The sequence below is a fragment of the Nonomuraea sp. NPDC003560 genome (assembly GCF_042878785.1).
Classification (GTDB): domain Bacteria; phylum Actinomycetota; class Actinomycetes; order Streptosporangiales; family Streptosporangiaceae; genus Nonomuraea.
Genome location: NZ_JBIAOF010000003.1, coordinates 389,463 through 414,814 on the forward strand (window position 1 = coordinate 389,463; position 25,352 = coordinate 414,814).

The window sequence follows — 25,352 nt, forward strand, 5'->3', positions numbered from 1 at the left end:
AAATATGCGTAGCACCACTCTTATGTCGGTATAGATCCGTAGAATCCCGGTAAAGATCGTTAAAACTCTGTGATCGGGGGCTCGACGGTTGGAGCACGAGGCATCGGATTTCGATCCGAACACGCCGAACGTGGCACGGCTCTACGACTACTACCTCGGCGGCAAGGATCACTTCCCGGTCGACCGCCAGGCGGCCGAGCGCATCCTCGCGGTGGCGCCCGAGGTACGGGCGGCGGCGCGGGCCAACCGCGCCTTCCTCGGCCGCGCCGTACGCCACCTCGCCGAGTCCGGGATCAGGCAGTTCCTCGACATCGGCACGGGGCTGCCGACCCAGGGGAACGTGCACGAGGTGGCCGCCAAGGTCGCCCCGGGCTCCCGCGTCGTCTACGTCGACCGTGACCCCGTGGTGCTGGTGCACGCCAGGGCGCTGCTCACCGGCCACGGCGAGGACACCACGGTGGTCGAGGGCGACCTGCGCAACCCGGGCGACATCCTGAGCGACCCGGAGGTGCTGCGGACCATCGACTTCAGCCGGCCGGTCGCCGTGCTGCTGGTGGCGATCATGCACTTCATCGAGGAGTCCGACGACCCGGAGCGGATCCTGAAGACCCTGCGTGAGGCCATGGCGCCGGGTAGTTACCTGGTCATGTCCCACGGCACCAGCGACGCCCGTCCTGACGCGGTCAGCGCGGGCACCGAGGTCTACCGCAACGCCACCGCGCGGCTGGCGCTGCGCAGCCGGGCCAGGATCAGGGAGCTGTTCGAGGGGTTCGAGCTGGTGGAGCCCGGTCTGGTGTGGCTGCCCGAATGGCATCCCGACCAGGCGGACACGATCGACTTCATGGACCGCCCCGAGTCGTCGCTCATCGTGTGCGGCGTGGCCAGGAAGGTCTAGGACGCGCCCATGGACCTCGGCCTCGCCGTCCCGCAGTACGGCAGGTTCGCCGCGCTGGGCAGCGTGACGCGGGTGGCCCGCGAGGCCGAGGCGATGGGGTTCGCCGGCCTGTGGGCGGGCGACCGGCTGCTGACGCCGCTGCGGCCCAAGGACCGCTATCCCGGGGGCGACGGCAGCGTGCCTGAGGCTCATCGGGTGTTCCTCGACCCGTTCGCGGTGCTGGCGGTGGCCGCGTCCGTGACCTCGTCGGTCCGGCTCGGGACCAGCGCGCTCAACGCCTGCTGGTACCCCCCGCCGGTGCTGGCCCGCTCGCTCACCACGATCGACCACCTGAGCGGCGGCCGGCTGGCGGCGGGCCTCGGCCTCGGCTGGTCCTCCGACGAGTACGCCGCCGTCGGCGTGCCGTGGAAGGGCCGGGCCGAACGTTACGAGGCCACCCTCGACGCCCTGGAGGCGATCTGGGGCGCGGACCCCGTGACGTTCGAGCACGAGCTGTGGACGATCGCGCCCAGTCACATCGACCCCAAGCCGGCCCGCCGCCCGCCGCTGCTGCTGGCCGGGTTCGCCCCGGAGGCGTTGCGCCGCATCGGGCGCAGGGGCGACGGCTGGCTGACGGCCGCGCTGCCCGTGCCCGTGCTCCTGTCGATGTGGGAGACGGTCAGGGAAAGCGCCGAGCAGGCCGGACGCGACCCCGATGCCCTGCGCATGATCCTGCGCTCCAACCCGGTGATCACCGCCGACGGCGCCCCGCCGCGGAGCGGCACGGTGGCCGAGATCGCGGCGTACCTGGCGCAGGCGGCGGAGGCCGGGGTCCACGAGGTCATCCTGGACCTCCAGCACACCGCCGCCGACGACGACCACCTGCTGGAGCTGGCCGCCGACTTCCGTGAGCGCCTTCGCGCCACCTGAGCGGGGCCGCTTGAGCGCGGGTTACTTGAGCGCGGAGAGCGCGCCCTCGTAGTCGGGCTCCTGGGTGATCTCGGGCACCAGCTCGGAGTAGACCACGTTGTCGTCGGCGTCGATCACGACGACCGCGCGCGCGGCCAGGCCGGCCAGCGGGCCCGACTCCTGGGCCACGCCGTAGTCGGCGAGGAACTCGCGCCCGCGCATGAGCGACAGCATGGTCACCTTGTCCAGGCCCTCGGCGCCGCAGAACCGGTTCTGGGCGAAGGGCAGGTCGGCCGAGACGCAGAGCACGACCGCGTCGGGGTGCTCGGACGCGACCTGGTTGAAGCGGCGCACGGAGGCCGCGCAGACGCCGGTGTCGACGCTCGGGAAGATGTTGAGCACCTTGGTCTTGCCGGCGAAGTCGGCCAGCGTGCGGTCGGACAGGTCGGTGCCGACCAGCTTGAAGGCGGGCGCGGCGTCGCCGGGCTTCGGGAAGGCGCCGCCCACGGTGATCGGGTTGCCCTTGAAAGTGACGTCGGACATGAAAGCCTCCTGATAGCGATGTTCCCCGACCAGCGATCCTAGCGGCGCGATCTCCACTACGCCGTAGCGGCTCGGGCCCGGCACAGCGGCGGCCCGGAAGCGGCGGCCGCCGCCCGCCGGGCCGTCGTCCGTCGCCGTGCCTAGACGTTGCGGCGGTACTGGCCGCCCGCCTCGAACAGGGCCTCGGTGATCTGGCCGAGCGAGCAGACCCGGGCCGCGTCCATCAGCACCGCGAACGCGTTGCCGTCGGACATCGCGACCTCGCGCAGCCGGGACAGCTCCGCGGGCGCCTGCGACCGGTTGCGCTCGTGGAAGGCGTGCAGGCGGTCGAGCTGCGACTGCTTCTCCTCCTCGGTGCCCCTGGCCAGCTCCAGCTTGTGCGGGTCGGACTGCTCGGCGCCGGGGTTGCGGAAGGTGTTGACGCCGATGATGGGCAGGGATCCGTCGTGCTTGCGCATCTCGTACAGCATCGACTCGTCCTGGATCTTGCCGCGCTGGTAGCCGGTCTCCATCGCGCCGAGCACGCCGCCCCGGTCCGACAGCCGCTCGAACTCGGCCAGCACGGCCTCCTCGACCAGGTCGGTCAGCTCGTCGATGATGAACGAGCCCTGCAGCGGGTTCTCGTTCCTGGCCAGGCCCCACTCGCGGTTGATGATGAGCTGGATCGCCATCGCCCGGCGCACCGAGTCGGCCGACGGGGTGGTGACGGCCTCGTCGAAGGCGTTGGTGTGCAGGCTGTTGCAGTTGTCGTAGATGGCGATCAGGGCCTGCAGGGTGGTGCGGATGTCGTTGAAGGACATCTCCTGGGCGTGCAGCGACCGGCCCGAGGTCTGGATGTGGTACTTGAGCTTCTGGGAGCGCTCGGCCGCGCCGTAACGCTCGCGCATGGCCACCGCCCAGATCCGGCGCGCCACCCGGCCGAGCACGCTGTACTCGGGGTCCATGCCGTTGGAGAAGAAGAACGACAGGTTCGGCGCGAAGTCGTCGATCCGCATCCCCCTGGCCAGGTACGCCTCCACGTACGTGAACCCGTTGGCCAGCGTGAACGCGAGCTGGCTGATCGGGTTGGCCCCCGCCTCGGCGATGTGGTAGCCGGAGATGGAGACCGAGTAGAAGTTCCTGACCCCGTTCTGGATGAACCATTCCTGGATGTCGGCCATCATCCGCAAGGAGAACTCGGTGGAGAAGATGCAGGTGTTCTGCCCCTGGTCCTCCTTCAGGATGTCGGCCTGGACCGTGCCCCTGACCGTGGCCAGCGTACGGGCGCGCAGGTCGCGGGCCTCCTGCTCGTCGGGCTCGCGGCCCTGCTCGGCGCGGAAGCGGTCGAGGGCCTGGTCGAGCGCGGCGTTGAGGAAGAAGGCCAGGATCGTGGGCGCCGGGCCGTTGATCGTCATGGACACCGACGTGTTGGGCGCGGCCAGGTCGAACCCGTCGTAGAGCACCTTCATGTCGTCGAGCGTGGCGATGGACACGCCCGAGGTGCCGACCTTGCCGTAGATGTCGGGACGCAGGTCGGGGTCGTGGCCGTACAGGGTGACCGAGTCGAAGGCGGTGGACAGCCGGGTGGCGGGCTGGCCCTCCGACAGCAGCTTGAAGCGCCGGTTGGTACGGAACGGGTCGCCCTCGCCGGCGAACATCCTGGTCGGGTCCTCGTCGTCGCGCTTGAACGGGAAGACCCCGGCGGTGAACGGGAACGACCCGGGCAGGTTCTCCGAGCGCAGGAAGCGCAGCAGGTCGCCGTGGTCGCTGAAGCGCGGCAGGGCCACCCGCGGGATGCGGTTGCCGGACAACGTCTCGCGCCAGAGCGGGGTGTGGATCTCCCGGTCGCGGATCTTCACGACCAGCTCGTCGCTGCGGTACGCCTCCTTGATCGCGGGCCAGCCGTCGAGCAGGCGGCGGCTCTCCTCGCTCAGCTCGCTCTCGGCCTGCTCGGCGAGCCCGGCCAGCCGGGCGTCCTCGCCGTCCAGGAGCTCCCGCACGGCGGCGAGCTGCTGACGGCGGCGCGCGACCTCCGCCTGGGCCAGCGTCTCGGCGTGGTAGGTCCGGACGGAGTCGGCGATGTCGGACAGGTAGCGGGCGCGGGCGGGCGGGACGATGGCCGCGGCCGCCTTGGAGGTGCGCTCGGTCACGACGGGCAGCAGCCCCGGCCCGACGTCCTCCAGCAGCAGGCCCTTGAGGTGCTGGTAGAGGGCGGTGACGCCGGCGTCGTTGTAGCGGGCGGCGATCGTGCCGAAGACCGGCATGTCCTCGGGCGACTGACCGAACGCCTCCCGGTTGCGCACGAGCTGGCGGCGCACGTCGCGCAGGGCGTCCTCGGCGCCGCGGCGCTCGTACTTGTTGATGACGACGGCCTCGGCGAAGTCGAGCATGTCGATCTTCTCCAGCTGGGAGGCGGCGCCGAACTCGGGGGTCATGACGTAGATGGGCACGTCGACGTGCGGGACGATGCCGGCGTCGCCCTGGCCGATGCCGGGGGTCTCCACGATCACCAGGTCGTAGCCGCCCGCGCGGCACGCGGTGACCACGTCGTCGAGGCAGGCCGGGACCTCGTTGGCGGCCCCGCGGGTGGCCAGCGAGCGGAAGTAGGTCTGGGGGCCCAGGCTGTTCATCCTGATGCGGTCGCCGAGCAGCGCGCCGCCGCCGCGCCGGCGGGTGGGGTCGATGGCGAGGATGGCGATGCGCAGTTTGTCGTCGTTGTCCACCCGGAACCGGCGGACCAGCTCGTCGGTGAGCGAGGACTTGCCCGAACCGCCCGTGCCGGTGATGCCGAGCACCCGCGCCGGACGCTCCTGGACGGCGACCGCCGCCTTCAGCCCCTCGGCCAGCTCGGCGGAGGCGCGGCCGGACTCCATGAAGGTGATCGCGCGGGCCAGCGCCGCCTGGTCGCCCGAGAGCACGGCCTCGACCGACGGCGGGTCGCCGAGCTCGTGGTCGCACTCCTCGATCAGCTTGTTGATCATGCCGGGCAGGCCGTACCGCTGGCCGTCCTCGGGCGAGAAGATGCGCGTGACGCCCCGCTCGTGCAGCAGCTCGATCTCCTCGGGGACGATCACGCCGCCACCGCCGCCGTACACCTTGACGTGGCCCGCGCCGCGCTCGCGCAGCAGCTCGACCAGGTAGGTGAAGAACTCGACGTGGCCGCCCTGGTAGGAGCTGATGGCCACGCCCTGGACGTCCTCCTGGACGGCGGCCGTGACGATCTCGTCCACGGACCGGTTGTGGCCGAGATGGATCACCTCGGCCCCCTGCGTCTGGAGGATGCGCCGCATGATGTTGATCGCCGCGTCATGGCCGTCGAACAGCGCCGCGGCGGTCACGAAACGAACAGGGTACGCCGGAACGTGCACGCCTGATCACTCCTTTGTGAGGGGACCCTCCTGCGAAAGATACTAGGACGTCCAACTATTTCGATAGTAGGACGTCCTCGTAGCTCCTTCCGGTCTGGGTAAGGACTGCCCCAGGGGGTGACGCCGATGCGCGCGTTGACGTTCGAGCCGGGCCGGCAGGGGACGCTAGAGGTGGAAGAGGTGCCCGAGCCGGAGCCGGGGCCAGGGGAGCTGCTCGTGCAGGGGCTGGCCCTGGGGGTCTGCGGCACCGACAGGGAGCTGGCGGCGGCCGAGTACGGCTGGGCGCCGCCCGGCAGGAGCCGCATGGTCATCGGCCACGAGTCGCTCGGCCGGGTGCTCCAGGTGCCCGACGGGTCCGCCTTCTCCCCCGGCGACCTGGTCGTGGGCGTGGTGCGCCGGCCCGATCCCGAGCCGTGCGGGGCCTGCGCGCGGGGCGAGTTCGACATGTGCCGCAACGGCCGCTACACCGAGCGCGGCATCAAGGAGATCGACGGCTACGCCAGCGAGCAGTGGGCGGTCGAGGCCGGGTACGCCGTGCGCCTGGACCCGTCGCTGGAGAGCGTGGGCATGCTCGTCGAGCCGACGTCCGTGGTGGCCAAGGCGTGGGAGCACATCGAGCGCATCGGCTCGCGCGCCTGGTTCGAGCCGCGCACGGTGCTGGTGACCGGCGCGGGGCCGATCGGGCTGCTGGCTGCGCTGCTGGGCCGGCAGCGCGGGCTGGAGGTGCACGTCCTGGACCGGGAGGCGGGCGGGGCCAAGCCCGCGCTGGTGGCCGACCTGGGGGCGACGTACCACGTGGGCTCCGGCCTGGACGCCTTCACCGACGACAAACCGGACATCATCATCGAGGGCACTGGTGTGGGACAGCTCGTCATGGAGGCGCTGACCTGCACGTCCGCGGCCGGGATCGTCTGCCTGGCCGGGCTCGGCGCGGGCGGGCGCACCCACCGGCTGGACGTCAGCGAGATCAACCGGGACATCGTCCTGGAGAACGACGCGGTCTTCGGCACCGTCAACGCCAACCTCCGCCACTTCCGGGACGCCGCGACCGCCCTGGCCCAGGCGGACCGGAGCTGGCTCGAACGCCTGGTCACCCGGCGCGTCCCCCTCAGCCAGGCGAAGGACGCCTTCAGCCACGAGCCGGGCGACGTCAAGGTGGTCCTCGACCTGACCTCCTGATCCCCCGCGGCCTCAGCTCTTCGGGGTGTAGGGCCTGCGGCGGTTGGCGGGCACCTGGCCCGCGCCCGTCCGGCCGTCGCGCGGTGCGGGCACCTCGGGCGCCGCCGCCCGGACGGCGCGGGACCGGAGCACGGCGGAGGACGACGGCCCGGACTGCGCGGAAGAGGCGGCGGGCGCGGCGGGGGCGCTGCCCACGCGGATTCCGGCGGCCTCGCGCGGCGGCGCGGCTGGGGTCAGCACGGTCACGCGCGGCGCCCATTCCTCGGCGTCCCTCGTCCGGCCGGCGCCGCGGCCCTCTGGCGCGTTCCAGAACCGCAGCCAGCCGAAGCGGCGGTGGACGCCACGACGGCGGCCGGTCACCCGTAAGGAGAGCACGACGGTCACCAGCACCATCGCGACCAGCAACGCGGGCGGCGTGCCCAGGACGTCGAGCGGCGAGGACCGGCCCGCGTCCGTACGCGGCGCGGGCACGAACGGCCGCTCGGTCGACCGGATCTCGGTCGCCTGGTCGGCCGCGGCCTTGACCACCCGGGGAAGGCCGTAGCCGACGACCTTGTCGGTGTCCCTGACCTTGCGCTTGAGCCAGACGCGGTCGACGTTGGCCTCGATGGTGTGGATCTTCCTGCCCTCGACCCGTTCCACGATCCCGACGTGGTCGACGCCCTTGTAGCTCTTCCCGCCGCCCCAGTCGAAGAAGACCAGCGCGCCGGGCTCGGGCCGCTGCGCCCAGGCCTTCTGCTTGATGAACCAGGCGGCGTGGGACGGCGTCCAGGCGAACTGCCCGACGTACGGGCCGAGGCCGGTCTTGTCGGCCGCCCACGCGATGAACATGTCGCACCAGGGCGCGTTGCGGTATTGGGTGTCCTGGACGCGATCCGCGTACCACTGGCCGAATTTGGTGCTCTGGCCGCTCTTCTCCTTGTAACCGAGTTCCTGCCGTACCTGCTTCAGCAGCGCGTCCGCGATCGGGTCCAGGGTGACTCCTCCCCGAAAAACCGACAAATCACGATGGACTGTAGTAGCGCCATCGCGAAATTGCTCGAATCATTCAGAAAGTGTCTATTTATGGGCCCAAATTTCGGCATTGGGACGCATGTGACGGGTGGTGCGTCCCTCGTCAGGCTCCGGCGCCCACGCGGTAGACGCTCACCTCGCCCGCGCCCGGCGCCACCACGTCGGCCACGATCACGGTGACGTTGTCCGGCGAGCCGCCCTCGTTCGCCAGGTCGATGAGCCGCTGGACGGCCGCCGCCGGGTCTGCCACCGTGGTCAGCACCTCGTGCAGGACCTCGGGCCCGAGCACGGTGGTGAGCCCGTCGGAGCAGAGGAGGTAACGATCGTCAGGCTCGGCCTCGCGCAGCGCCATGTCCGGTTCGGCCCTGCCCTCGCTGCCCAGGACGCGCAGCACCATGGACCGCCGGGGGTGCACGGCGGCTTGATCCTCCGTTATCCGCCCTTCGTCCACCATCGACTGCACAAGTGTGTGATCCTTGGTCATCTGATAGAGCGCACCATCACGAAGCAGGTATCCGCGGGAGTCACCCAGATGAGCAAGGGCGAACCGGTAGCCGTCCCACAGCATGGCGGTCACCGTGGTCCCCATCCCCCGGCGGGCGGGGTCGATGTCGGCCAGTTCGACCAGCCTGCGGGCCGCCTCGTGCACGGCGCCCTCCAGGGCCGCCTCCAGGTCCGAGCCGGTCTCGGGAAGCGTGGCATCCAGCTCGCGCATGACGGCGATCGCCGCCGAGCTCGCCAGCTCGCCCGCCGCGTGCCCGCCCATGCCGTCGGCAACCACGAGCAACCGGCCACTCGCATAGCCGGAATCCTCGTTCTGCTCCCTGCGACGGCCCACGTCTGATCCGGCGGCATAGCGGATGTTGTGCTTCATACCCAGCAGTAAATCATTGGTTGAAAGACTTCACAAGCAGATGCGCTGAAGACTCTTGTGAACTACTGTGGCCTCATGAGCCACGACCCGACCGTGAACGCCGGGGACATCGCCCGGCTCGCCGGTGTCGGGCGTGCCGCGGTGAGCAACTGGCGCCGCCGCCACGACGACTTCCCCCAGCCGATCGGCGGAACCGCGAACCAGCCGCTGTTCTCGCTGCGGCAGGTCGAGTCCTGGCTGCGCCGCTATGGGAAGTCCTACCAGGTCTCGCTGGGAGATCGGGTGTGGCAACGCCTGAAAGCCGCCGGCGATCTGCGGCTGGGCCACCTGGTCGCCCAGGCTGGAACGTTGCTGACCAGCGGGAAGAGCGAGCTGGAGCCCGAGCTGGCCGGGCTCGTGTCGGAGCTGGCCGAGCGCCACGGCGCGCTGACGGCCTACGAGTTCCTCTGCGAGCGATACCTGGAGGCCCACTCCCGCCAGCTCTCGGTCACCCGCCACGACGTGGCCGAACTGATGCTGCGGCTGGTGCGCGCCGAGGGCGCCACCGTCCTCGACCCGGCCTGCGGGGTCGGCACCCTGCTCCTGCCGCCGGCCGCCGCGCTTCCCGCCGCGCTGCCCGGCGGGGCGGAACGGTCCGGAGCCGTTCCCGGCGACCCCGCGCCCGCCGCGGGCGACGACCCGCCGCCGGGCCGGCCCGCCCGGGTGCTCGGGCAGGAGCTCAGCGAGACCTCGGCCGCCATCACCGCCGCCCGCCTGCGGCTGCGCGGCATCGAGGCCGACATCGTGGCCGGCGACTCCATGCGGCTCGACGGCTTCCCCGAGCTCAAGGCCGACGCCGTGGTGTGCGATCCGCCGTTCAACGAGCGGGCCTGGGGTTACGAGGAGCTGACCGGCGACCCGCGCTGGGAGCACGGCCTGCCGCCGCGCGGCGAGCCCGAGCTGGCCTGGGTCCAGCACTGCCTCACCCACGTCCGGCCCGGCGGCCTGGTCGCCGTGCTCATGCCGCCGGCCGCCGCGAGCCGCAAGGCGGGCCGCCGGATCAGGGCCAACCTGCTGCGCGCCGGAGCGCTGCGCGCGGTGGTGGCGCTGCCCGGCTCCGACCTGTGGCTGCTGCGCCGGCCGAAGGCGGGCGAGCGGCCGCCGTCGGAGGTGCTCATCCTCGACGCGACGGCCGACCTGACGCCGGTCGAGCCCGCCTGGCTGGCCTACCTCGACGACCGCTCCGACCAGACCGTGCGCATCATCGACCTGCTGGCCGACGAGGTCGACATGACCCCGGCCCGCCACCAGCGCCGCGACGACGTCGGCCGGGCCTTCGCGCAGGCCCGCGACCGGTTCCTGGCCGCCGCGGCCGTCCCGCCCGACCTGAAGGTGCTCGACCAGCCGCTCGACCAGCCGTCCACGACGCTGGGCGACCTGATCAAGGAGGGCCTGGTGAGCACGTCCCAGGCGCCGCCCAAGATGGCCGCCGACGGGGGCGACGTGGCCGTGCTCACGGCCGACGACGTGCTGAGCGGCGGCGCGCCCTCCGGCCTGACCACCATGCAGCCCGGCCTGATCGTGATCCGTCCTGGCGACGTGGTGGCCTCCTACTCCGGGGTGCGGGTGATCGCCGAGGGCGGCGCGGTGCTCGGCCCCCACCTGACCCTCTACCGGGTCGACGCCCGCCGGCTCGACCCCGACTTCCTGGCCGGCTTCCTGCGGGCCGCGGGCGGCCGGGTGACCACCGGGTCCAGCAGGTTCGACGTGCGCCGCACCCGCGTGCCGCGGTTGTCGCTGAAGGAGCAGAAGGCGTACGGGGAGGCGTTCAGGCAACTGGCCGTGCTGGAGGACGCGCTGCGCGAGACCTCGACCCTCGGCCGCACGCTGATCAGGCTCGGCCTCGACGGGCTGGCCGACGGCCATCTGCACCCGCAGTCCTGACGGTGTAGTTTTTCCCGAAAGGCTGCGTGGAGGGGCGAATGGTCATCGGCGACCGCTATGAGCTCGACGACCTCCCCCTCGGGCAGGGCGGGATGGGCGCGGTCTACGCGGGGCACGACCGCCACCTCGACCGCAGGGTGGCGGTGAAGCTGCTCAGGCTGCCCAGCGGCCCCGACCACGAGCTGGAACGCCGCTTCATCCGCGAGGCGCGCATCCTGGCCAGGCTGGAGCATCCGGGCGCGCCCGTGCTCTACGACTTCGGCACCCACGAGCAGCGGCTCTACCAGGTGATGCAGTTCATCGAGGGCGTCACCGTGGCCGACGTGGTCAGCGAGCACGGCCCGCTGCCGGTGCCGTGGGCGGCGGCCATCGCGGCCCAGGCGTGCGCGGTGTTGTCGGCGGCCCACGCCCTGGCGATCTGCCACCGCGACCTCAAGCCGACCAACCTCATGCTCTGCCCCGACGGCAGCGTCAAGGTGCTCGACTTCGGGCTGGCGCTGCTGCGGGACGCCGACGTCACCACGTTCACCCGCATCGGCCAGATCCTCGGCACGCCGGCGTACATGGCCCCCGAGCAGATCCAGCACGGCGTGGCCGAGCCGCGCAGCGACCTGTACTCGCTCGGCTGCGTCCTGCACGAGATGCTGACCGGGCGGCAGCTCTTCACCGGGCCGACCGACTACGTGGTGTTCGAGCAGCAGGTCAAGGAGCGTCCGCCGGCCATCCCCGGGCTTCCCGACGAGCTGGGCGCGCTGCTGGCCGAGCTGCTGGAGAAGCAGCCGGAGAACCGTCCGGCCGACGCCGACGAGCTGTACGAGCGGCTGGCCCCCTTCGCCGTCGAGCTGCCGATGCTCCCCGGCTTCCTGACCGAGGCGCCGAGCCCCGGCCGCATGTACGCCCGCATGGTGGGCCGCGTGCTCAGCCGCCGGACGTAGTGCCCCGGAGCCCGGCGAAGGCGGCGATCAGGCCGTCTCCCAGGCGGTCGCGCCAGCAGTAGCGGTCGTGGCCGCCCTCGAACTCCCGGTAGTCAGCCGCCGTGCCGAGGACGGCCCGCAGCCGTTCGGTCGGGCCGTGCATGTCGTCGTCCTCCAGGCTGCCGAGCTGGAGGTGCACGCGCGGCACCGGGCCCCTGGCCAGCTCGCCCGTCAGCCATTCGGGCTCGGGGCCGTCCGGCCACCAGAACGAGCCCGACTGCGACACCGCCGCCGCGAACCTGCCGGGATGCCAGTGGGCGGCGTAGACGGCGGTGAGCCCGCCGAGGCTCTGACCGGCGATCACGGTGAAGCCGTCGTGGGGCAGCGCGTCCACGAAGCCGGGGTCGCAGGTGAGCCGGGCCACGCGCTCGGGACCCGACTCGACCAGCCAGGCCCGCACCGGCGGGATGCGGCCGGCCGCTATGAGGTTGTCGAGGATGACGGGCAGGTCCTCGGTCCACTCCTCGCCGTCGAGCGCGACCAGCGAGCCGACCGGCGGGAGCGCGGGCTCGTACCGGAACCCGGCGGGCTCGCGGACGAGCCGGTGGCGGCGCCGGCCGGGGACCAGCCATGGTGAGGACGGGGTCGTCTCGGCGATCGAGAAGCCCCGCCACAGGCGGGGGTTGAGCGGGTCGGCGACCTGCGCGCCGTCCACCTGGAGGTGGTAGGAGGCGCGCCAGCCGCGCCGCACGCGGAACGTGCGGCTCCACCGGCCCGGCCCGCGCTCCAGCAGGGCGTCGTCGCCGTCGGGACGCAGCCTGCCGGCCAGGACGCGCACCTCGCGGGCGGGGCCGTGCCACAGGAACGTGACCGTGTCGTGCTCGTCGTCGAGCCGGGTGACGACGGGCGTGACGGTCGCGCCGGGGCGCGGACCCGGCAGGGTCTCGGGCGGAAGGTCGCTCGTCAAGGCGGGCCGCTCCTCAGTCCGGTCGGGGACGTTGCAGCACCCTACCCCACTCGCTCTCAACCAGCCTTGAACGCGCTCTCTTGGTACCGCCGATCGTTATGCAGACCCCGTTGACAGGGCGGCGTAACGGCCGCGAATCTGGCGAGAGAGCGCTCTCTCACATCCCCCGTTCTCCCCCAGGAGGGTTTCCATGACCCCTCGTGTCCGGCGGCTCGCCCTGCCCGTGCTCACCGCGTCCCTGCTCGCGCTGGCGACGGCCTGCGGTGGCGGCGGCGGCAGCCCCACCACCGAGGCGAGCGCCAAGCCCGGCGAGAAGATCAAGCTGTCCATCGGCCTCTTCGGCGACTTCGGCTTCAAGCCGCTCTACGAGGAGTACAAGAAGACCCACCCGAACATCGAGATCACCGAGGCCGTCACCCAGTTCAACGACCACCACAACAACCTGGTCAAGCGCCTGGCCACGAACGCCGGCGCGGCTGACGTCGAGGCCGTCGAGGTGGGCTACATCAGCACGTTCACCTCCCAGCCCGGCAAGTTCGTCGACCTCAAGCAGTACGGGCTGGACAAGCGCCAGGGCGACTACCTCGACTGGAAGTGGCAGCAGGGCCTCAGCAAGGACGGGCAGCAGCTCCTCGGCCTCGGCACCGACGTCGGCGGCCTGGCCATGTGTTACCGCAAGGACCTGTTCAAGAAGGCCGGGCTGCCGAGCGACCGGGCCGCGGTGAGCGCTCTCTGGCCGACCTGGGAACAGTACATCGAGACCGGCAAGAAGTTCGGCGCCGCGAACGTCGCCGGCGCCAAGTTCGTCGACTCCCCCGGCGAGATCTTCCGCGCCATGGTCAACCAGGCCCCGGCCGGCCTGTACGACGCCCAGGACAAGATCATCGTGGAGAGCAACCCCGACGTGAAGAAGGCGTGGGACCTGTCCAACCAGCTCACCCAGGAGGGCCTGACCGCCAAGCTGGCCGCCTTCACCCCGCCGTGGAACACCGGCTTCGCCAAGGGCTCGTTCGCCACGATCATCTGCCCTGCCTGGATGACCGGGTTCATCCAGGAGCAGGCCAAGGACGCCTCCGGCAAGTGGGACATCGCGACCGTGCCGGGCGGTTCGGGCAACAGCGGCGGATCGCACCTGATGGTGCCCAAGCAGAGCAAGCACCCGAAGGAGGCGGCCGAGCTGATCGACTTCCTGACCTCCAAGGAGAACCAGGCCAAGGTGTTCAAGGAGGAGGGCACGTTCCCGTCGATCCCGTCGCTGTACGACGATCCCTCGATCCAGAACTTCACCAAGCCGTTCTTCGGTGACGCCCCCATCGGCAAGATCTACTCCGACGCCGCCAAGGCGCTCAAGCCGCAGCACCTCGGCCCCAAGGAGGCCGACGTCCGGGTGGCGATCGGCAACGGGCTGGGCCGGGTCGAGCAGGGCAAGCAGACGCCCGACGAGGCGTGGGCACAGGTCCTCCAGGACGTCCAGAAGATCAAATGAGTACGCTCCCGCTGTCGGCGCCGGCCCGGCACCGGCGGCGTGGCGTGCGGCACACCCTCGACGTGAGGGTGTCGCCGTACGCCTACGTCGCCCCCTTCTTCCTGCTCTTCTGCGCCTTCGGGCTGTTCCCGCTGATCTACACGGCCTGGGTGAGCCTGCACGACTGGACCCTGCTGTCGGAGGAGCACACGTTCGTCGGCGCGAAGAACTTCCAGACGCTGCTGGCCGACGGCTACTTCTGGAACGCCACCTTCAACACGCTGTCCATCGGCGTGCTGTCCACCGTGCCGCAGCTCCTGCTGGCCGTCTGGCTGGCCCACCTGCTGAACCGGCGGCTGCGCTTCCAGACGTTGCTGCGCATCTCGATGCTGCTGCCCAACGTCACCAGCGTGGTGGCCGTGGTGGTGATCTTCAGCCAGCTCTTCGGCCGCGACTTCGGGCTGATCAACTGGGTGCTGTCCTGGGTCGGCATCGGGAAGATCGACTGGGCGGCCGGCACCGCGACCTCGCACATCGCGCTCTCCGTGATGATCATGTGGCGCTGGACCGGCTACAACGCGCTCATCTTCCTGGCCGCCATGCAGGCCGTACCGCGCGAGCTGTACGAGGCCGCCACCCTCGACGGCGCGAGCAGCTTCACCCAGCTGCGCCGGATCACCATCCCGATGATCCGGCCCACGATCATCTTCGTCGTCATCGTCTCCACGATCGGCGCGATGCAGATCATCGCCGAGCCCCTGCTGTTCGGCCAGAGCAGCGGCGCGGGCGGCGGCGCGGCCAGCGGCGGCCCGGACCGCCAGTACCAGACGCTCGCGCTGTTCGTCTACGAGCAGGGCTTCACCAAGTTCGACTTCGGGTACGCCTCGGCGGCGTCCTGGCTGATGTTCCTGGTCGTGGTGGTCGCCGCCGGGATCAACTTCCTGATCAGCCGCCGGGTGAAGGGCGGCACGACATGAGACTGCGCTACCTGACCCTCATCGCGGTCGCCTTCTTCTCCGCCTTCCCGCTCTACTACAGCGTCGTGGTGGCCTCGCGGCACAACTCGGCGCTGGCCGAGGTCCCGCCGCCGCTGCTGCCCGGCGGGAACCTCCTCGCCAACGTCGCCCGCGTGTTCGACACCGTGCCCTTCGGGCTGGCGCTGCTGAACTCGGTCATCGTGGCGGGCTCGATCGCGGTCGCGGTGATGTTCTTCTCGACGCTGGCCGGGTTCGCCTTCGCCAAGCTGAGGTTCCGGGGCAGGAACGCCATGCTGGTGATCACCGTGGCCACCATGATGGTCCCGGCCCAGCTCGGCATCATCCCGCTCTACCTGCTCATGGTGAAACTGGAGTGGACCGGCACGGACTACGCGCTGATCGTGCCGGCGCTGGTCAACGCGTTCGGGGTGTTCTTCATGACCCAGTACCTGACCCGGGCGCTGCCGGACGAGCTGCTGGAGGCCGGGCGGGTGGACGGGTGCACGACGTGGGGCCTGTTCTGGCACGTCGTGCTGCCCGCCGCGCGGCCGGCGGCGGCCGTGCTCGGCATGCTGACGTTCATGTCGGCGTGGAACGACTACTTCTGGCCGCTGGTCGTGCTGAACCCGGACAACCCGACCGTCCAGGTGGCTCTGTCCACGCTGGCCAGCGGTTACGTCAACGACTACGTGCTGGGCCTGGCGGGCACGGCGGTCGGCGTCCTGCCGCTCGTGGCGGTCTTCGCCCTGTTCGGCAGGCAAATCATCGGTGGAATCATGCAAGGAGCTGTTAAGGGATGAAGTTTCCCGAGGAATTCGTCTGGGGAGCCGCCACGGCCTCCTACCAGATCGAGGGGGCGGTCAAGGAGGACGGGCGCGGCCGCTCGATCTGGGACACCTTCTCCCACACCCCCGGGAAGGTCGCCGGCGGCGACACCGGTGACGTGGCCTGCGACCACTACCACCGCTACAAGGACGACGTCGCGCTGATGCGCGAGCTGCGGCTGCGGGCCTACCGGTTCTCGGTGGCGTGGCCGCGCGTGCAGCCGGAGGGGGCGGGGCCGATCAACCCACTCGGCCTCGCCTTCTACGACAAGCTCGTAGATGAACTACTAGCCGCCGAAATTTCGCCCTATGTCACGCTTTATCACTGGGATCTTCCCCAAGCCCTCGAAGACCACGGCGGCTGGACGAACCGCGACACGGCCTACCGTTTCGCCGACTACGCCCAGGCCGTGCACGACCGGCTCGGCGACCGGGTGACCCACTGGACGACGCTCAACGAGCCCTGGGTGTCGGCCTTCCTCGGCTACGGCAACGGCGTGCACGCGCCCGGCCGCCGCGACCCGGGCCAGGCCATGCGCGCGGCCCACCACCTGCTGCTCGGCCACGGCCTGGCGGCGCGCCGGCTGCGGGCGGCGGGGGCGCGCAGCATCATGCTCGTGGTCAACTCCGCGCCGGTGCTCACCCCGGCCCAGGTCAACGATCCCACGGCGGTCGCCGGCGAGGCGGACGCGGCCGCCGCCGAACGCGTCCACGCCCTGCTGACCAGGCAGTTCCTCGACCCCGCGGTGCACGGCAGGTACCCGGAGGAGGTCCTGGCGGCGGCGGCGCGCAACGGCGGGACGGCGCACGTCCACGACGGCGACCTGGAGCTGATCAACGCGCCGATCGACCTGGTCGGCGTCAACTACTACAACCCGTGCGTGGTCGAGTCGGGCCCAGGACTGCCCGCCGACGCCGCCTGGCCCGGCTCCGACGGCGTGCGCTTCACCACGGCGGACGCCCCGGTCACCGCGATGGGCTGGCCGATCGTGCCCGACGGCCTGTCCCGGCTGCTCATCCGGCTCTCGAAGGACTATCCGCAGGTCGGGCTCATGGTCACCGAGAACGGCGCCGCCTTCGACGACCTGGTCGAGGACGGCCGGGTGCACGACGACGAGCGCGTGGCGTACCTGGACGGGCATCTGCGCGAGCTGCACCGGGCCGTCGAGGCGGGCGCCGACCTGCGCGGTTACCTGGTGTGGTCGTTGCTGGACAACTTCGAGTGGGCCGAGGGCTACCGGCGCAGGTTCGGCATCGTGCACGTGGACTACGCGACGCAGACCCGGGTGCCCAAGGACAGCGCCCTGTGGTACCGCGACGTGATCAGCAGGAACGGCCTGTAGATTTTTTCCGTGCTCTCCCTCTTGGTGCAGTCATGAGACGCCCGACGCTGGAGGCGGTCGCCGCCCGCGCGGGCGTCTCCCGCGCGACCGCCTCCAGGGTCGTCAACAACCAGACGACCGTCGCGCCGCACATCCGCGACGCCGTGCAGCGCGCCATCGACGAGCTGGGCTACATCCCCAACTCGGCGGCGCGCAGCCTGGTCACCCAGCGCACCGACTCGGTCGCGCTGGTCGTCAGCGAGCCGGGCACCCGGGTCTTCTCCGAGGACCCGATGTTCTCCACGGCGATCAGGTCGGCCAGCTACGAGCTGGAGGCGGTCAACAAGCAGGTCGTGCTGATGCTGGCCTCCTCGCCCAAGAGCCACGCCCGGGTGGAGCGGTACATCTCGGGCGGCCACGTCGACGGCGTCATGCTGATCTCCATGCACGGCGCCGACCCGCTGCCGGCCGCGCTGTCGCGCCTGCGCGTGCCCGTGGTCTCCTACGGGCGGCCGGCCGTGCCGGTCGACATCCCGTTCGTCGACAACGACAACGTGGGCGGGGCCGAGGCGGGCGTCCGGCACCTGGTCGAGTCCGGGCGGCGCAGGATCGCCACCATCGCCGGCCCACAGGACATGATCGCCGGCCAGGACCGGCTGACCGGCTACCGCAACGTGCTGCGCGACTCCGACCGCCGCTCGATCGTGGCCGTGGGCGACTTCACCCGGGAGTCGGGCGCGATCGCGATGCGCCAGCTCCTCGGCGACGACCCCGCGCTCGACGCCGTGTTCGTGGGCAACGACCTGATGGCGGTCGGCGCGCTCCAGGCGCTGCGCCAGGCCGGGCGGCGGGTGCCCGACGACGTCGCGGTGGTGGGGTTCGACGACATCGAGGCGGCCAAGTACACCGAGCCGCCGCTGACCACGCTGCGCCATCCGATCGCCGAGCAGGCGGCGGCCATGGTCCGGCTGCTGCTCGGCCTGTTCGAGGGCGGCTCGCGGGAGCCGGTGATCCTGCCGACCGAGCTGGTGGTCCGTGAGTCGGCCTGAGCCCGCCGCCGCCCGGGTGATCTCCGCCGGCGAGGCCGTGGCCGCCGCCGTCGCGGTGGCCGAGGCGCACGGCGTCACGGTGCGCGAGCCCGTCGTGCTGAAGGACTCCTACAACCTGCGGATCCACCTGCGGCCGGCGCCGGTCGTGGCGCGGGTGCCCACGGTCACCGCGCTGGCCCGGCTCCGGCCCGAGGAGGCGATGCGGCGGGAGCTGGCGGTCGTGTCGTTCCTGCACGAGCTGGGGGCGCCGGTCGTGCCGCCGAGCGACCTGCTGCCCGCGCGGGTGCACGAGCACGGCGGGGCGCTGGTGTCGTTCTGGCGGCACGTCGAGCACGACGGGTCGCGGCCGGTGACGCCCGAGGTGTTCGGGCGGGCGCTGCGCGAGCTGCACGAGGCGCTGCGCGGCTATCCCGGCGCGCTGCCGCGCCTCGGGCCGGTCCTCGACGAGACCGGGCACCTGCTCCGGGTGCTCTCCGCCGACCTGGAGCCCGCGGTGTCGGCCCGGCTCGCCGAGGCCCGCGCCGGGCTGGCGGCCCGGCTGCCGGACGGCGGGCAGGCCGTGCACGGCGACGCCCATCCGGGCAACCTGCTGGTCACGCCCGCCGGCCTGCTGTGGAACGACTTCGAGGAGACCACGTACGGGCCCGTGGGCTGGGACCTGGCCTGCCTGCTCGGCACCGTGCGGCTCGACGGCCGCGCGGCCGTGCGCGCCTACGGGGCCGACCCCGGCGACCCGGCCCTGGCGGTGTTCGCCGAGGCGCGGGCCCTGCAGGCCGTCCTGTGGACGCTGGTCAGGGCGCGGCGCTTCCCCGAGGAGCGGCCCGCCGCCCGCGCCGTCCTCGACGGCTGGTTGCGCGACCCCACCGGCCGTTCTCGCTGACCGGGCCCGTGCTCAGACCCGTTGTCAGACCGGCACGACGCCCTGCGCCGGGCCGAGGAAGTAGCCGCCGGTGGCGTCGAGCACGTGGCCGGTGATCCACCCGGCGTCCGGCCGGGCCAGCAGCGCCACGGCGTCGGCGATGTCCTCAGGACGGCCGATGCGGCCGAGCGCGGTGACCTCGGTGACGCGCCGCTCGGCGACGCCGTCGTGGTCCTCGCGCAGCCAGGCGTTCATGTCGGTCTCGGTGACGCCCGGGGAGACGGTGTTCACGGTGATGCCGCGCGGGCCGAGCAGCGGGGCCAGGGTGAAGCCGAGCGTGTCCAGCGCGCCCTTGGTCATCGAGTACACGACGTCGGGCAGCGCGATGCGCACGACCGCCGAGGACACGTTGATGATCCGGCCGCCGTCGTTCAGCAGCGGCAGCGCCCGTTCGATGACGAAGTACGGCGCCCGCACGTTCACCGCGAACACCCGGTCGAACTGCTCGGGCGTGACCGAGTTCAGCACTCCGCCCAGGATGGCGGCGTTGTTCACCACGATGTCCAGCCGGTCGTCGCGCAGGCCGTCGAACAGGGCGTCCACGCCGTCCTCGAAGGCGGCCTTGACCGCGTACGCCTGTCCGCCGGCGGTCTCGATCTCGGCGACCGTCTCCTTCGCCAGGTCGTCGTTGGTGGCGTAATGGACGATCACCCGGGCGCCGCCGGCGGCCAGGCGGCGCGCCACGGCCCGTCCGATCCCGCGCGAGGCCCCCGTGACCAGCGCGGTCCTGCCTGCGAACTCACTCATGACGTGCTCCTTCATCGGTGGAGCTCCATCGTGCGGCGGGGACGTCACGGGCGTCCAAGACCGGCTGTTATAGCTTCTTGCTATGGATGCCCATATCCGGGATCTGCGGTATTTCGTGGCGGTCGCGGAGGAGTTGAGCTTCACGCGGGCGGCCACCGAACGGCTGTTCATCTCCCAGCCCTCGCTGAGCAGGCAGATCAGGCAGCTTGAGCTGTCCATGCGGGCCAGGCTGTTCGACCGCGACCGGCGGACCGTCGCGCTGACCGACGCCGGGGCCGCGCTGCTGCCGCTGGCCCGGCGGATCATCGAGCAGTGGGAGGACGCGCGGCGCGCGGTGGCCTCGGCGCGCGAGGAGCGCACGCTGACCGTGGGGTTCCAGACGCGGATCGGGCGGGGGCTGGTGCCGTCCATCGTGGAGGCGCTGCCGGGGTGGGAGCTGCGCTTCCGCCAGATCACCTGGGCCGACCCGACCGTGGGGCTGGGCGACGGGCAGGTGGACGTCGCCGTCGCCTGGCTGCCCGTCCCCGGCGACGGCCTCTACGACTGGACGGTGGTGAGCACCGAGGAGCGGTGGGTGGCGCTGCCCGCCGGGCACCGGCTGGCCGGGCGGGCGGAGCTCGGGCTGGCCGAGCTGGCCGGCGAGCCGTTCGTCGCGCTGCCGCGCACGGCGGGGCCGATGCGGGACTTCTGGCTGGCCGCCGACCGGCGCACCGGCCCGGCGCTGGTCGGGGCGGAGGCGGAGACGGCGGAGGAGGCGTTCGAGGTGGTGGCGTCCGGGCGGGCCGTCGCGCTGGTCTCGGCCGGGAACGCCGAGCTCTACCGGCGCGACGACGTGGTGGCGCGGCCGGTGACCGGGCTGCCGCCGAGCAGGCTGGCCATCGTCTGGCGGCGCGACGACCGCAGGCCGTCGGTGCGCGCGCTGGTACGGGAGTTCGTCCGCTGCCTGTGCCCGTGACACGGCGCCCAGGGTCAGGTCGGGATGGTGGCGCGGGCCTCCTCGACGTGGACGGCGACGCGGTCGGCGCCGCACGACTCGGCCAGGGCGCGGGCCTCGTCGGCGAGCGCCAGGGCCTCGTCGTGCCGCCCCTGGGCGACCGCGATGTGGATCAGCCCGACCTGGTTGGACGCGACCCCGGCCGGCGACCCGAGCTCCCGGCGCAGCCGCGACGACTCCGTCAGCCTCTCGCGTGCCTCGTCGAGCCGCCCGGACCGGTGGGCCGCGATCCCCTGATGCCTGAGCACCTCCGCGAGCGTGACCAGGTCCCCCGTCTCGGCGGCCAGTTCCCCGGCACGCCGCAAGAGGGGCAGCGCGCGGTCGAGATCGCCTGCGACGACCTGGTGGTAACAGCCCTCCCAGAACGCCGACTCCCCCTCGCCGCGCCGGTCGCCGACCGCCCTGAACAGCGCGCCGGCCCGTTCGAACAGCGGCAGCTCGCGCGGGTCCGCCTCGCCGCCCTGCACGAAGCGCACGTGCAGGACCCGGCCCCTGGCCAGGCACAACGCGGCCTCGACCGCGTCCAGTTCACGGTCGGACGCGGCGAGCGCGGCGTCGTCCCCTGCGTAGATCCCGCGTTCGTAGAGCCCTTTGGCCCGCTCGATCCACATTCGCCCGAATGTACGGGAAGTGGGGGCCCGGCGCACGTGAGGGCGAGGTCAGCCGCGGGCCCGCGCCGTCGAGGCCCTGACCACCAGCTCCGGCTCGAACAGCAGCTCGTCGGCGGGCACCACGGCCTTGTCGATCTGGGCCACCAGCAGGTCGACGGCGGCCCGGCCCATCGCGTCGATCGGCTGGCGGACCGTGGTCAGCGGCGGCTCGGTGCAGTTCATCAGCGCTGAGTCGTCGAAGCCGATGACCGAGACGTCCCCCGGCACGGCCAGGCCGGCCCGCCTGGCCGCCCTGACTGTGCCGAGCGCGAGCAGGTCGCTGGCGCAGATCACGCCGGTCACGCCCTGCTTGACCAGCCTGGACGCGGCCGCGTGCCCGCCTTCCAGGGAGAACATCGTGTGCTCGACGAGCCCCGGGTCGCCGCCCCGGGCCTGGAACGTCTCCAGCTTGCGCCGGGAGGGCATGTGGTCCTTCGGGCCGAGCACCATGCCGACGCGTTCGTGGCCGAGCGCGCGCAGGTGGGACAGGGCCATCTCGGCGGCCACCACGTCGTCGCAGGAGACCTGCGGGAAGTCCAGCCGCTCGACGGCCGCGTTGACCAGGACGGTCGGCAGCTTGCGCTCGTGCAGCAGCTCGTAGTGGTCGTGCGAGGCGTCGGCCTGGGCGTAGAGGCCGCCGGCGAAGACCACGCCGCTGACCTGCTGCTGGAGCAGCAGATCGACGTAGTCGGCCTCGGAGACGCCGCCGACCGTGCGGGTGCAGAGCACGGAGGTGAAACCCTGCTGGGCCAGCGCGCCGCCGACGACCTCGGCGAAGGCGGGGAAGATCGGGTTCTGCAGCTCGGGGAGCACCAGGCCGACCAGGCGGGCCCGGTCGCCGCGCAACTGGGTGGGACGTTCGTAGCCGAGCACGTCGAGCGCGGTCAGCACGGCCTCGCGGGTGGCGTCGGAGACCCCCGGCTTGCCGTTGAGCACGCGGCTGACCGTCGCCTCGCTCACCCCGACCTTCTTCGCCACCTCTGCGAGTCGTCGCGTCATGCGCAAACTATACGGCCTTGCGCGCAAGCGCTTGCGATCACTTACGTAGCCTCCGCCGTCCCTTCCCGCTCCCGCCCAGGACGGCCTTCCCGGCGATTTCGGCGCATCGGACGGCGGAAATGCGGGGTGCCGCACGACAATGGCCAGTCAAATGTTTGCGCAATCACGTCAAGCGGTTGCGAAATTATGCGTCACAGCTCCGCCCTGGACGGCAAGCCTTGCCAGTCGCTCACACTCGTCATCGCCGCCGCGCTCAGCAGCGCACCCCGGTGCAGCCGTTCCTGCGGCGTCAGGCCGTCGAGCGCGGCGCTGATGTAACCGGCCGCGAACGCCTCGCCCGCGCCCGCCATGTCCACGACGGGCACCTGCGGGACGGCCACGTCGTAACGCATGCGGTCGGCGCGCACGCTGGCGCCCTTGGCGCCCCGATCCACCACGACCTCGCGCTCGGGGGTGAGGGCGGGCTTGACCAGGTCCAGCTCGTCCTGGGCGAGGAAGAGCAGGTGGGCCCGGCAGGCCAGCTCGCCGAGCACCTCCTCGGCCTCCCGGACCGAGGGCCACAGCTCGGGCACGTAGTCGACGGAGAAGGAGATCATCACCCCGGCCGTCCGCGCCGCGCTCATGGCGGCGTGCACGGCGTCGAGGGCGTCCCTGCTCAGGGCCGCCGTGACGCCGGTCACGTGCAGCATCTTGGCGGCGCCCACCCGATCCATCGGCACGTTGCCGGGCGACAGCCGGGACCCGGCCGAGCGGGTGCGGTACTGGGCGGTCACCGGCTCGCGGCCGACGCGCACCTCCCTGAGCACCATCCCGGTCCGCGCCCCTTCGACCACCCGCACGTCCTCGACGTCCACGCCCTCGCCCCTGAGCACGGTCAGCGCCCTGGCGCCCAGCTCGTCGTCCCCCACCCGGGCGGCGTACGCGCATCGGTGGCCCAGCCTGGACAGGGCGACCACCAGAGTGAACTCGGGGCCGCAGACGTCCAGCCTGGCCTCGTTCTCGTGCCGCACCCGGCCGCTGGAGACCACCCCGAGCGGCTCTCCCAGCGCGTAGACGTCCGTCATGAGCCAGACTGTAGTTGGTCACGACTACGCCGAATGATTTTTTCGCATAAGTCCTGGTTAGGACCGTGATCAAATATTTTCTGTATCTTTAGCGAACCTTTTCCCCAACTCGTGCCTCAAAGTAGTAGAGGAAGCCGGCGCGCCCCGGCGCCGGCTTCGAGTCGATACGGGGAGAGGAATCAGCACCCTCATGAGAAAGATCGCAGTAGGAATCATCACCGCCTTCGTGGGCGGGGCCATGTTGGTTTCCGGCGCGGGCGCCGCCTCCGCCACCGCCACCAGGCACGCCACGGAGCTCAAGATCCGTGACATCACCCCCAACCCGGTCGTGGTGAAGGCCGGCAGCGAGACCACCGCGTACTTCGACATCGGGGCCAGCTCCGACGTCCAGAAGGTCACGCTGAGCGTGTCGCCGGAGGGCGACGTCCGCACCTTCCGTGCCAAGGACGTCAAGGACCTCGAGGGCTGGCGCTTCGCCGTCCCGTTCAACGAGGGCGACTTCGCCGGCAAGTGGAAGGCCACCGCCGTGGCCTTCGACAAGGACAACAAGCAGGTCGCCACCGACTCCGCGTTCTTCAACGTCGAGATCCAGAAGGGCAAGGCCGACACCCGCATCACGCGCTTCACGGCCGACCCCTACAAGGTCCGTCAGGGCCGCTCGATCTACTTCTCCGGTCGCCTTCAGGTCGATGACGAAGGCTGGGAGGGTCTGCGCGGCGAGAAGGTGAGCGTCTACTACCGCGCCAACGGCTCCAGCGGCTGGAAGTGGGTCGCCTCGGCCAAGACCTCCTGGGGCGGCAAGTTCGCCACCAAGACCCGCGCCTGGAAGAGCGGCACGTTCAAGGCCGTCTTCGAGGGTGACGACGAGCTCAACAGCTCCGAGAGCCGTCGCGACTACGTCAAGGTCTACCGCTCCTGGCACCACCGCTGATTGATCGCCGAGGCCCGGTTCCCCTGGTGGGAGCCGGGCCTCCGGCTTTTCCGGATTCTTTTGCCGCCGGAGAGGTTTATCGATCAGCCGATCGCCGCATGGACTGTCCCATTTGCAAAGGAGGCGGCCCGCCGCCTCGCGGACACCGCGTCGATCCGACAGGAGCCCCCATATGCCCCACCCCCTGATCGCCCTCGTCCTGAGCCTGACGAGCACGTTGGGGGCGGCCCCTTCGGTCCGTTACGAACCCGCCGGCACGGCCCGCGAGCAGCACGCCAGAAAGCTCCTGAAGGACAGCGGCGTGCTGCGCACCCGGCTCGGCGGCGTCCAGGTCGTCGCCCGCGGCTGCGACGCGCCCCGCGCCACCTGGAACGGCGACCGGCGGCGGATCACGATCTGCTACTCGCTGGTCGCCAAGATCGACCGCACGCTCACCGGCGTCTCCGAGACGGAGGAGGCCGACCGGCGCACCGCCGCCGCCCGCGTGGACGGCGCCCTGGCCGCCCTCTACCACCACCAGCTCGGCCACGCCCTGGCCGCGCTCAACGGCCTGCCCGCCGACGAGCCGCAGGCCGACCGGTTCGCCGCGCTGACGCTCGCGGCGCGCGACGGCGGCCACGTGGTGGCCGCCGCCGAGGCCCGCCACCTGCTGGCCGCCCACACCCACGCCGACCATCTGCCGGGGACGGCCGCCTCCGCCACGTTCGCCTGCCTCCTGTACGGCGCCGACCCCGTCAAATACGCCCGCATCGCCAAGGGCGGCTGGGTGCCGGCCGAGCGTGTCCCGTCGTGCCGCGCCGAGTACGAGCGGGCCAGGGCGGAACTGGGGGCGCTGGCAGTGAAAGTCGGGGCCTGAGGGGTACGTCC

At 71.6% G+C, this 25,352-nt stretch carries 23 protein-coding genes; 14 read left to right on the plus strand and 9 right to left on the minus strand.

What is annotated here, in order from left to right; genetic code table 11:
- Positions 1-88 precede the first annotated feature (88 nt).
- Both ACFYUV_RS12720 and ACFYUV_RS12725 read left to right on the plus strand, forming a co-directional pair.
- The gene (locus tag ACFYUV_RS12720; protein ID WP_387668124.1) at positions 89-895 is read left to right on the plus strand and encodes an SAM-dependent methyltransferase; all 807 of its coding nucleotides are present in this window, start codon (positions 89-91) and stop codon (positions 893-895) included.
- A 9-nt stretch (positions 896-904) separates the two neighbouring features.
- A complete protein-coding gene (locus ACFYUV_RS12725; protein WP_387668127.1) occupies positions 905-1,804 on the plus strand; it encodes a TIGR03619 family F420-dependent LLM class oxidoreductase in 900 nt (299 codons plus the stop codon).
- A gap of 21 nt (positions 1,805-1,825) precedes the next feature.
- Here ACFYUV_RS12725 and tpx read toward each other — a convergent pair whose 3' ends face one another.
- Together tpx and icmF are read right to left on the minus strand one after the other, a co-directional pair.
- Positions 1,826-2,326, minus strand: coding sequence for a thiol peroxidase (gene tpx, locus ACFYUV_RS12730; RefSeq protein WP_352324335.1), 501 nt, complete (start codon positions 2,324-2,326; stop codon positions 1,826-1,828).
- A gap of 140 nt (positions 2,327-2,466) precedes the next feature.
- Positions 2,467-5,673: a fused isobutyryl-CoA mutase/GTPase IcmF gene (gene icmF / locus ACFYUV_RS12735; protein ID WP_387668129.1), complete on the minus strand. Its 3,207-nt coding sequence runs from the start codon at positions 5,671-5,673 to the stop codon at positions 2,467-2,469.
- Positions 5,674-5,799: 126 nt separating this feature from the next.
- On the opposite strand from icmF, the gene ACFYUV_RS12740 reads away from it, so the two are divergent.
- Positions 5,800-6,852 (plus strand): glucose 1-dehydrogenase, encoded by a 1,053-nt coding sequence (locus tag ACFYUV_RS12740; protein WP_387668132.1) that lies wholly within the window; start codon positions 5,800-5,802, stop codon positions 6,850-6,852.
- Between the two features lie 12 nt (positions 6,853-6,864).
- Here ACFYUV_RS12740 and ACFYUV_RS12745 read toward each other — a convergent pair whose 3' ends face one another.
- Positions 6,865-7,854, minus strand: a complete 990-nt coding sequence (locus ACFYUV_RS12745) for a CHAP domain-containing protein (RefSeq protein ID WP_387668135.1) — start codon at positions 7,852-7,854, stop codon at positions 6,865-6,867.
- Between the two features lie 115 nt (positions 7,855-7,969).
- Entirely contained in the window at positions 7,970-8,740 is a 771-nt protein-coding gene (locus ACFYUV_RS12750; protein ID WP_352349865.1) for a protein phosphatase 2C domain-containing protein, read from the minus strand.
- Between the two features lie 75 nt (positions 8,741-8,815).
- Between ACFYUV_RS12750 and ACFYUV_RS12755 the strand changes: the two genes are divergently transcribed.
- Complete coding sequence (locus ACFYUV_RS12755; RefSeq protein WP_387668138.1) at positions 8,816-10,663, plus strand: class I SAM-dependent DNA methyltransferase; 1,848 nt, start codon at positions 8,816-8,818, stop codon at positions 10,661-10,663.
- Positions 10,664-10,701: 38 nt separating this feature from the next.
- The gene (locus tag ACFYUV_RS12760) at positions 10,702-11,598 is read left to right on the plus strand and encodes a serine/threonine-protein kinase (protein ID WP_364324978.1); all 897 of its coding nucleotides are present in this window, start codon (positions 10,702-10,704) and stop codon (positions 11,596-11,598) included.
- Here ACFYUV_RS12760 and ACFYUV_RS12765 read toward each other — a convergent pair.
- Entirely contained in the window at positions 11,582-12,544 is a 963-nt protein-coding gene (locus tag ACFYUV_RS12765) for an alpha/beta hydrolase-fold protein (RefSeq protein WP_387668141.1), read from the minus strand. The two genes, ACFYUV_RS12760 and ACFYUV_RS12765, sit on opposite strands and share 17 nt — an antisense overlap.
- Before the next feature lie 190 nt (positions 12,545-12,734).
- Here ACFYUV_RS12765 and ACFYUV_RS12770 point away from each other — a divergent pair, with 190 nt between their 5' ends.
- Genes ACFYUV_RS12770 through ACFYUV_RS12795 form a run of 6 tightly spaced genes read left to right on the plus strand, consistent with a single transcriptional unit; the run spans position 12,735 to position 19,061 of the window.
- Positions 12,735-14,030, plus strand: a complete 1,296-nt coding sequence (locus tag ACFYUV_RS12770) for an extracellular solute-binding protein (RefSeq protein ID WP_387668144.1) — start codon at positions 12,735-12,737, stop codon at positions 14,028-14,030.
- Entirely contained in the window at positions 14,027-14,986 is a 960-nt protein-coding gene (locus ACFYUV_RS12775; RefSeq protein WP_358283311.1) for a sugar ABC transporter permease, read from the plus strand. Before ACFYUV_RS12770 ends, ACFYUV_RS12775 begins: the two co-directional genes overlap by 4 nt.
- Entirely contained in the window at positions 14,983-15,786 is an 804-nt protein-coding gene (locus tag ACFYUV_RS12780) for a carbohydrate ABC transporter permease (RefSeq protein WP_387668147.1), read from the plus strand. The genes ACFYUV_RS12775 and ACFYUV_RS12780 overlap by 4 nt, the downstream gene beginning before the upstream one ends.
- Positions 15,783-17,153, plus strand: coding sequence for a GH1 family beta-glucosidase (locus ACFYUV_RS12785; RefSeq protein WP_387668150.1), 1,371 nt, complete (start codon positions 15,783-15,785; stop codon positions 17,151-17,153). The genes ACFYUV_RS12780 and ACFYUV_RS12785 overlap by 4 nt, the downstream gene beginning before the upstream one ends.
- 32 nt (positions 17,154-17,185) lie before the next feature.
- The gene (locus tag ACFYUV_RS12790; RefSeq protein WP_358283308.1) at positions 17,186-18,181 is read left to right on the plus strand and encodes a LacI family DNA-binding transcriptional regulator; all 996 of its coding nucleotides are present in this window, start codon (positions 17,186-17,188) and stop codon (positions 18,179-18,181) included.
- Positions 18,168-19,061, plus strand: a complete 894-nt coding sequence (locus ACFYUV_RS12795) for an aminoglycoside phosphotransferase family protein (RefSeq protein ID WP_387668153.1) — start codon at positions 18,168-18,170, stop codon at positions 19,059-19,061. The genes ACFYUV_RS12790 and ACFYUV_RS12795 overlap by 14 nt, the downstream gene beginning before the upstream one ends.
- Positions 19,062-19,085: 24 nt before the next feature.
- Here ACFYUV_RS12795 and ACFYUV_RS12800 read toward each other — a convergent pair whose 3' ends face one another.
- Positions 19,086-19,847, minus strand: a complete 762-nt coding sequence (locus ACFYUV_RS12800; protein WP_387668156.1) for an SDR family oxidoreductase — start codon at positions 19,845-19,847, stop codon at positions 19,086-19,088.
- Between the two features lie 82 nt (positions 19,848-19,929).
- Between ACFYUV_RS12800 and ACFYUV_RS12805 the strand changes: the two genes are divergently transcribed.
- Entirely contained in the window at positions 19,930-20,802 is an 873-nt protein-coding gene (locus ACFYUV_RS12805) for a LysR family transcriptional regulator (RefSeq protein ID WP_387668158.1), read from the plus strand.
- A gap of 14 nt (positions 20,803-20,816) precedes the next feature.
- Here the strand turns inward: ACFYUV_RS12805 and ACFYUV_RS12810 are convergent, their stop codons facing one another.
- The 3 genes from ACFYUV_RS12810 to ACFYUV_RS12820 form a co-directional block, all read right to left on the minus strand.
- Complete coding sequence (locus ACFYUV_RS12810) at positions 20,817-21,452, minus strand: hypothetical protein (RefSeq protein ID WP_387668161.1); 636 nt, start codon at positions 21,450-21,452, stop codon at positions 20,817-20,819.
- A gap of 48 nt (positions 21,453-21,500) precedes the next feature.
- Positions 21,501-22,490, minus strand: a complete 990-nt coding sequence (locus ACFYUV_RS12815; protein ID WP_387668163.1) for a LacI family DNA-binding transcriptional regulator — start codon at positions 22,488-22,490, stop codon at positions 21,501-21,503.
- A gap of 191 nt (positions 22,491-22,681) precedes the next feature.
- Positions 22,682-23,554, minus strand: a complete 873-nt coding sequence (locus tag ACFYUV_RS12820; RefSeq protein WP_387668166.1) for a PfkB family carbohydrate kinase — start codon at positions 23,552-23,554, stop codon at positions 22,682-22,684.
- A 190-nt stretch (positions 23,555-23,744) separates the two neighbouring features.
- On the opposite strand from ACFYUV_RS12820, the gene ACFYUV_RS12825 reads away from it, so the two are divergent.
- Entirely contained in the window at positions 23,745-24,485 is a 741-nt protein-coding gene (locus ACFYUV_RS12825) for a hypothetical protein (RefSeq protein WP_358283294.1), read from the plus strand.
- Positions 24,486-24,657: 172 nt separating this feature from the next.
- Positions 24,658-25,341: a DUF4344 domain-containing metallopeptidase gene (locus tag ACFYUV_RS12830; RefSeq protein ID WP_387668174.1), complete on the plus strand. Its 684-nt coding sequence runs from the start codon at positions 24,658-24,660 to the stop codon at positions 25,339-25,341.
- Positions 25,342-25,352 lie beyond the last annotated feature (11 nt).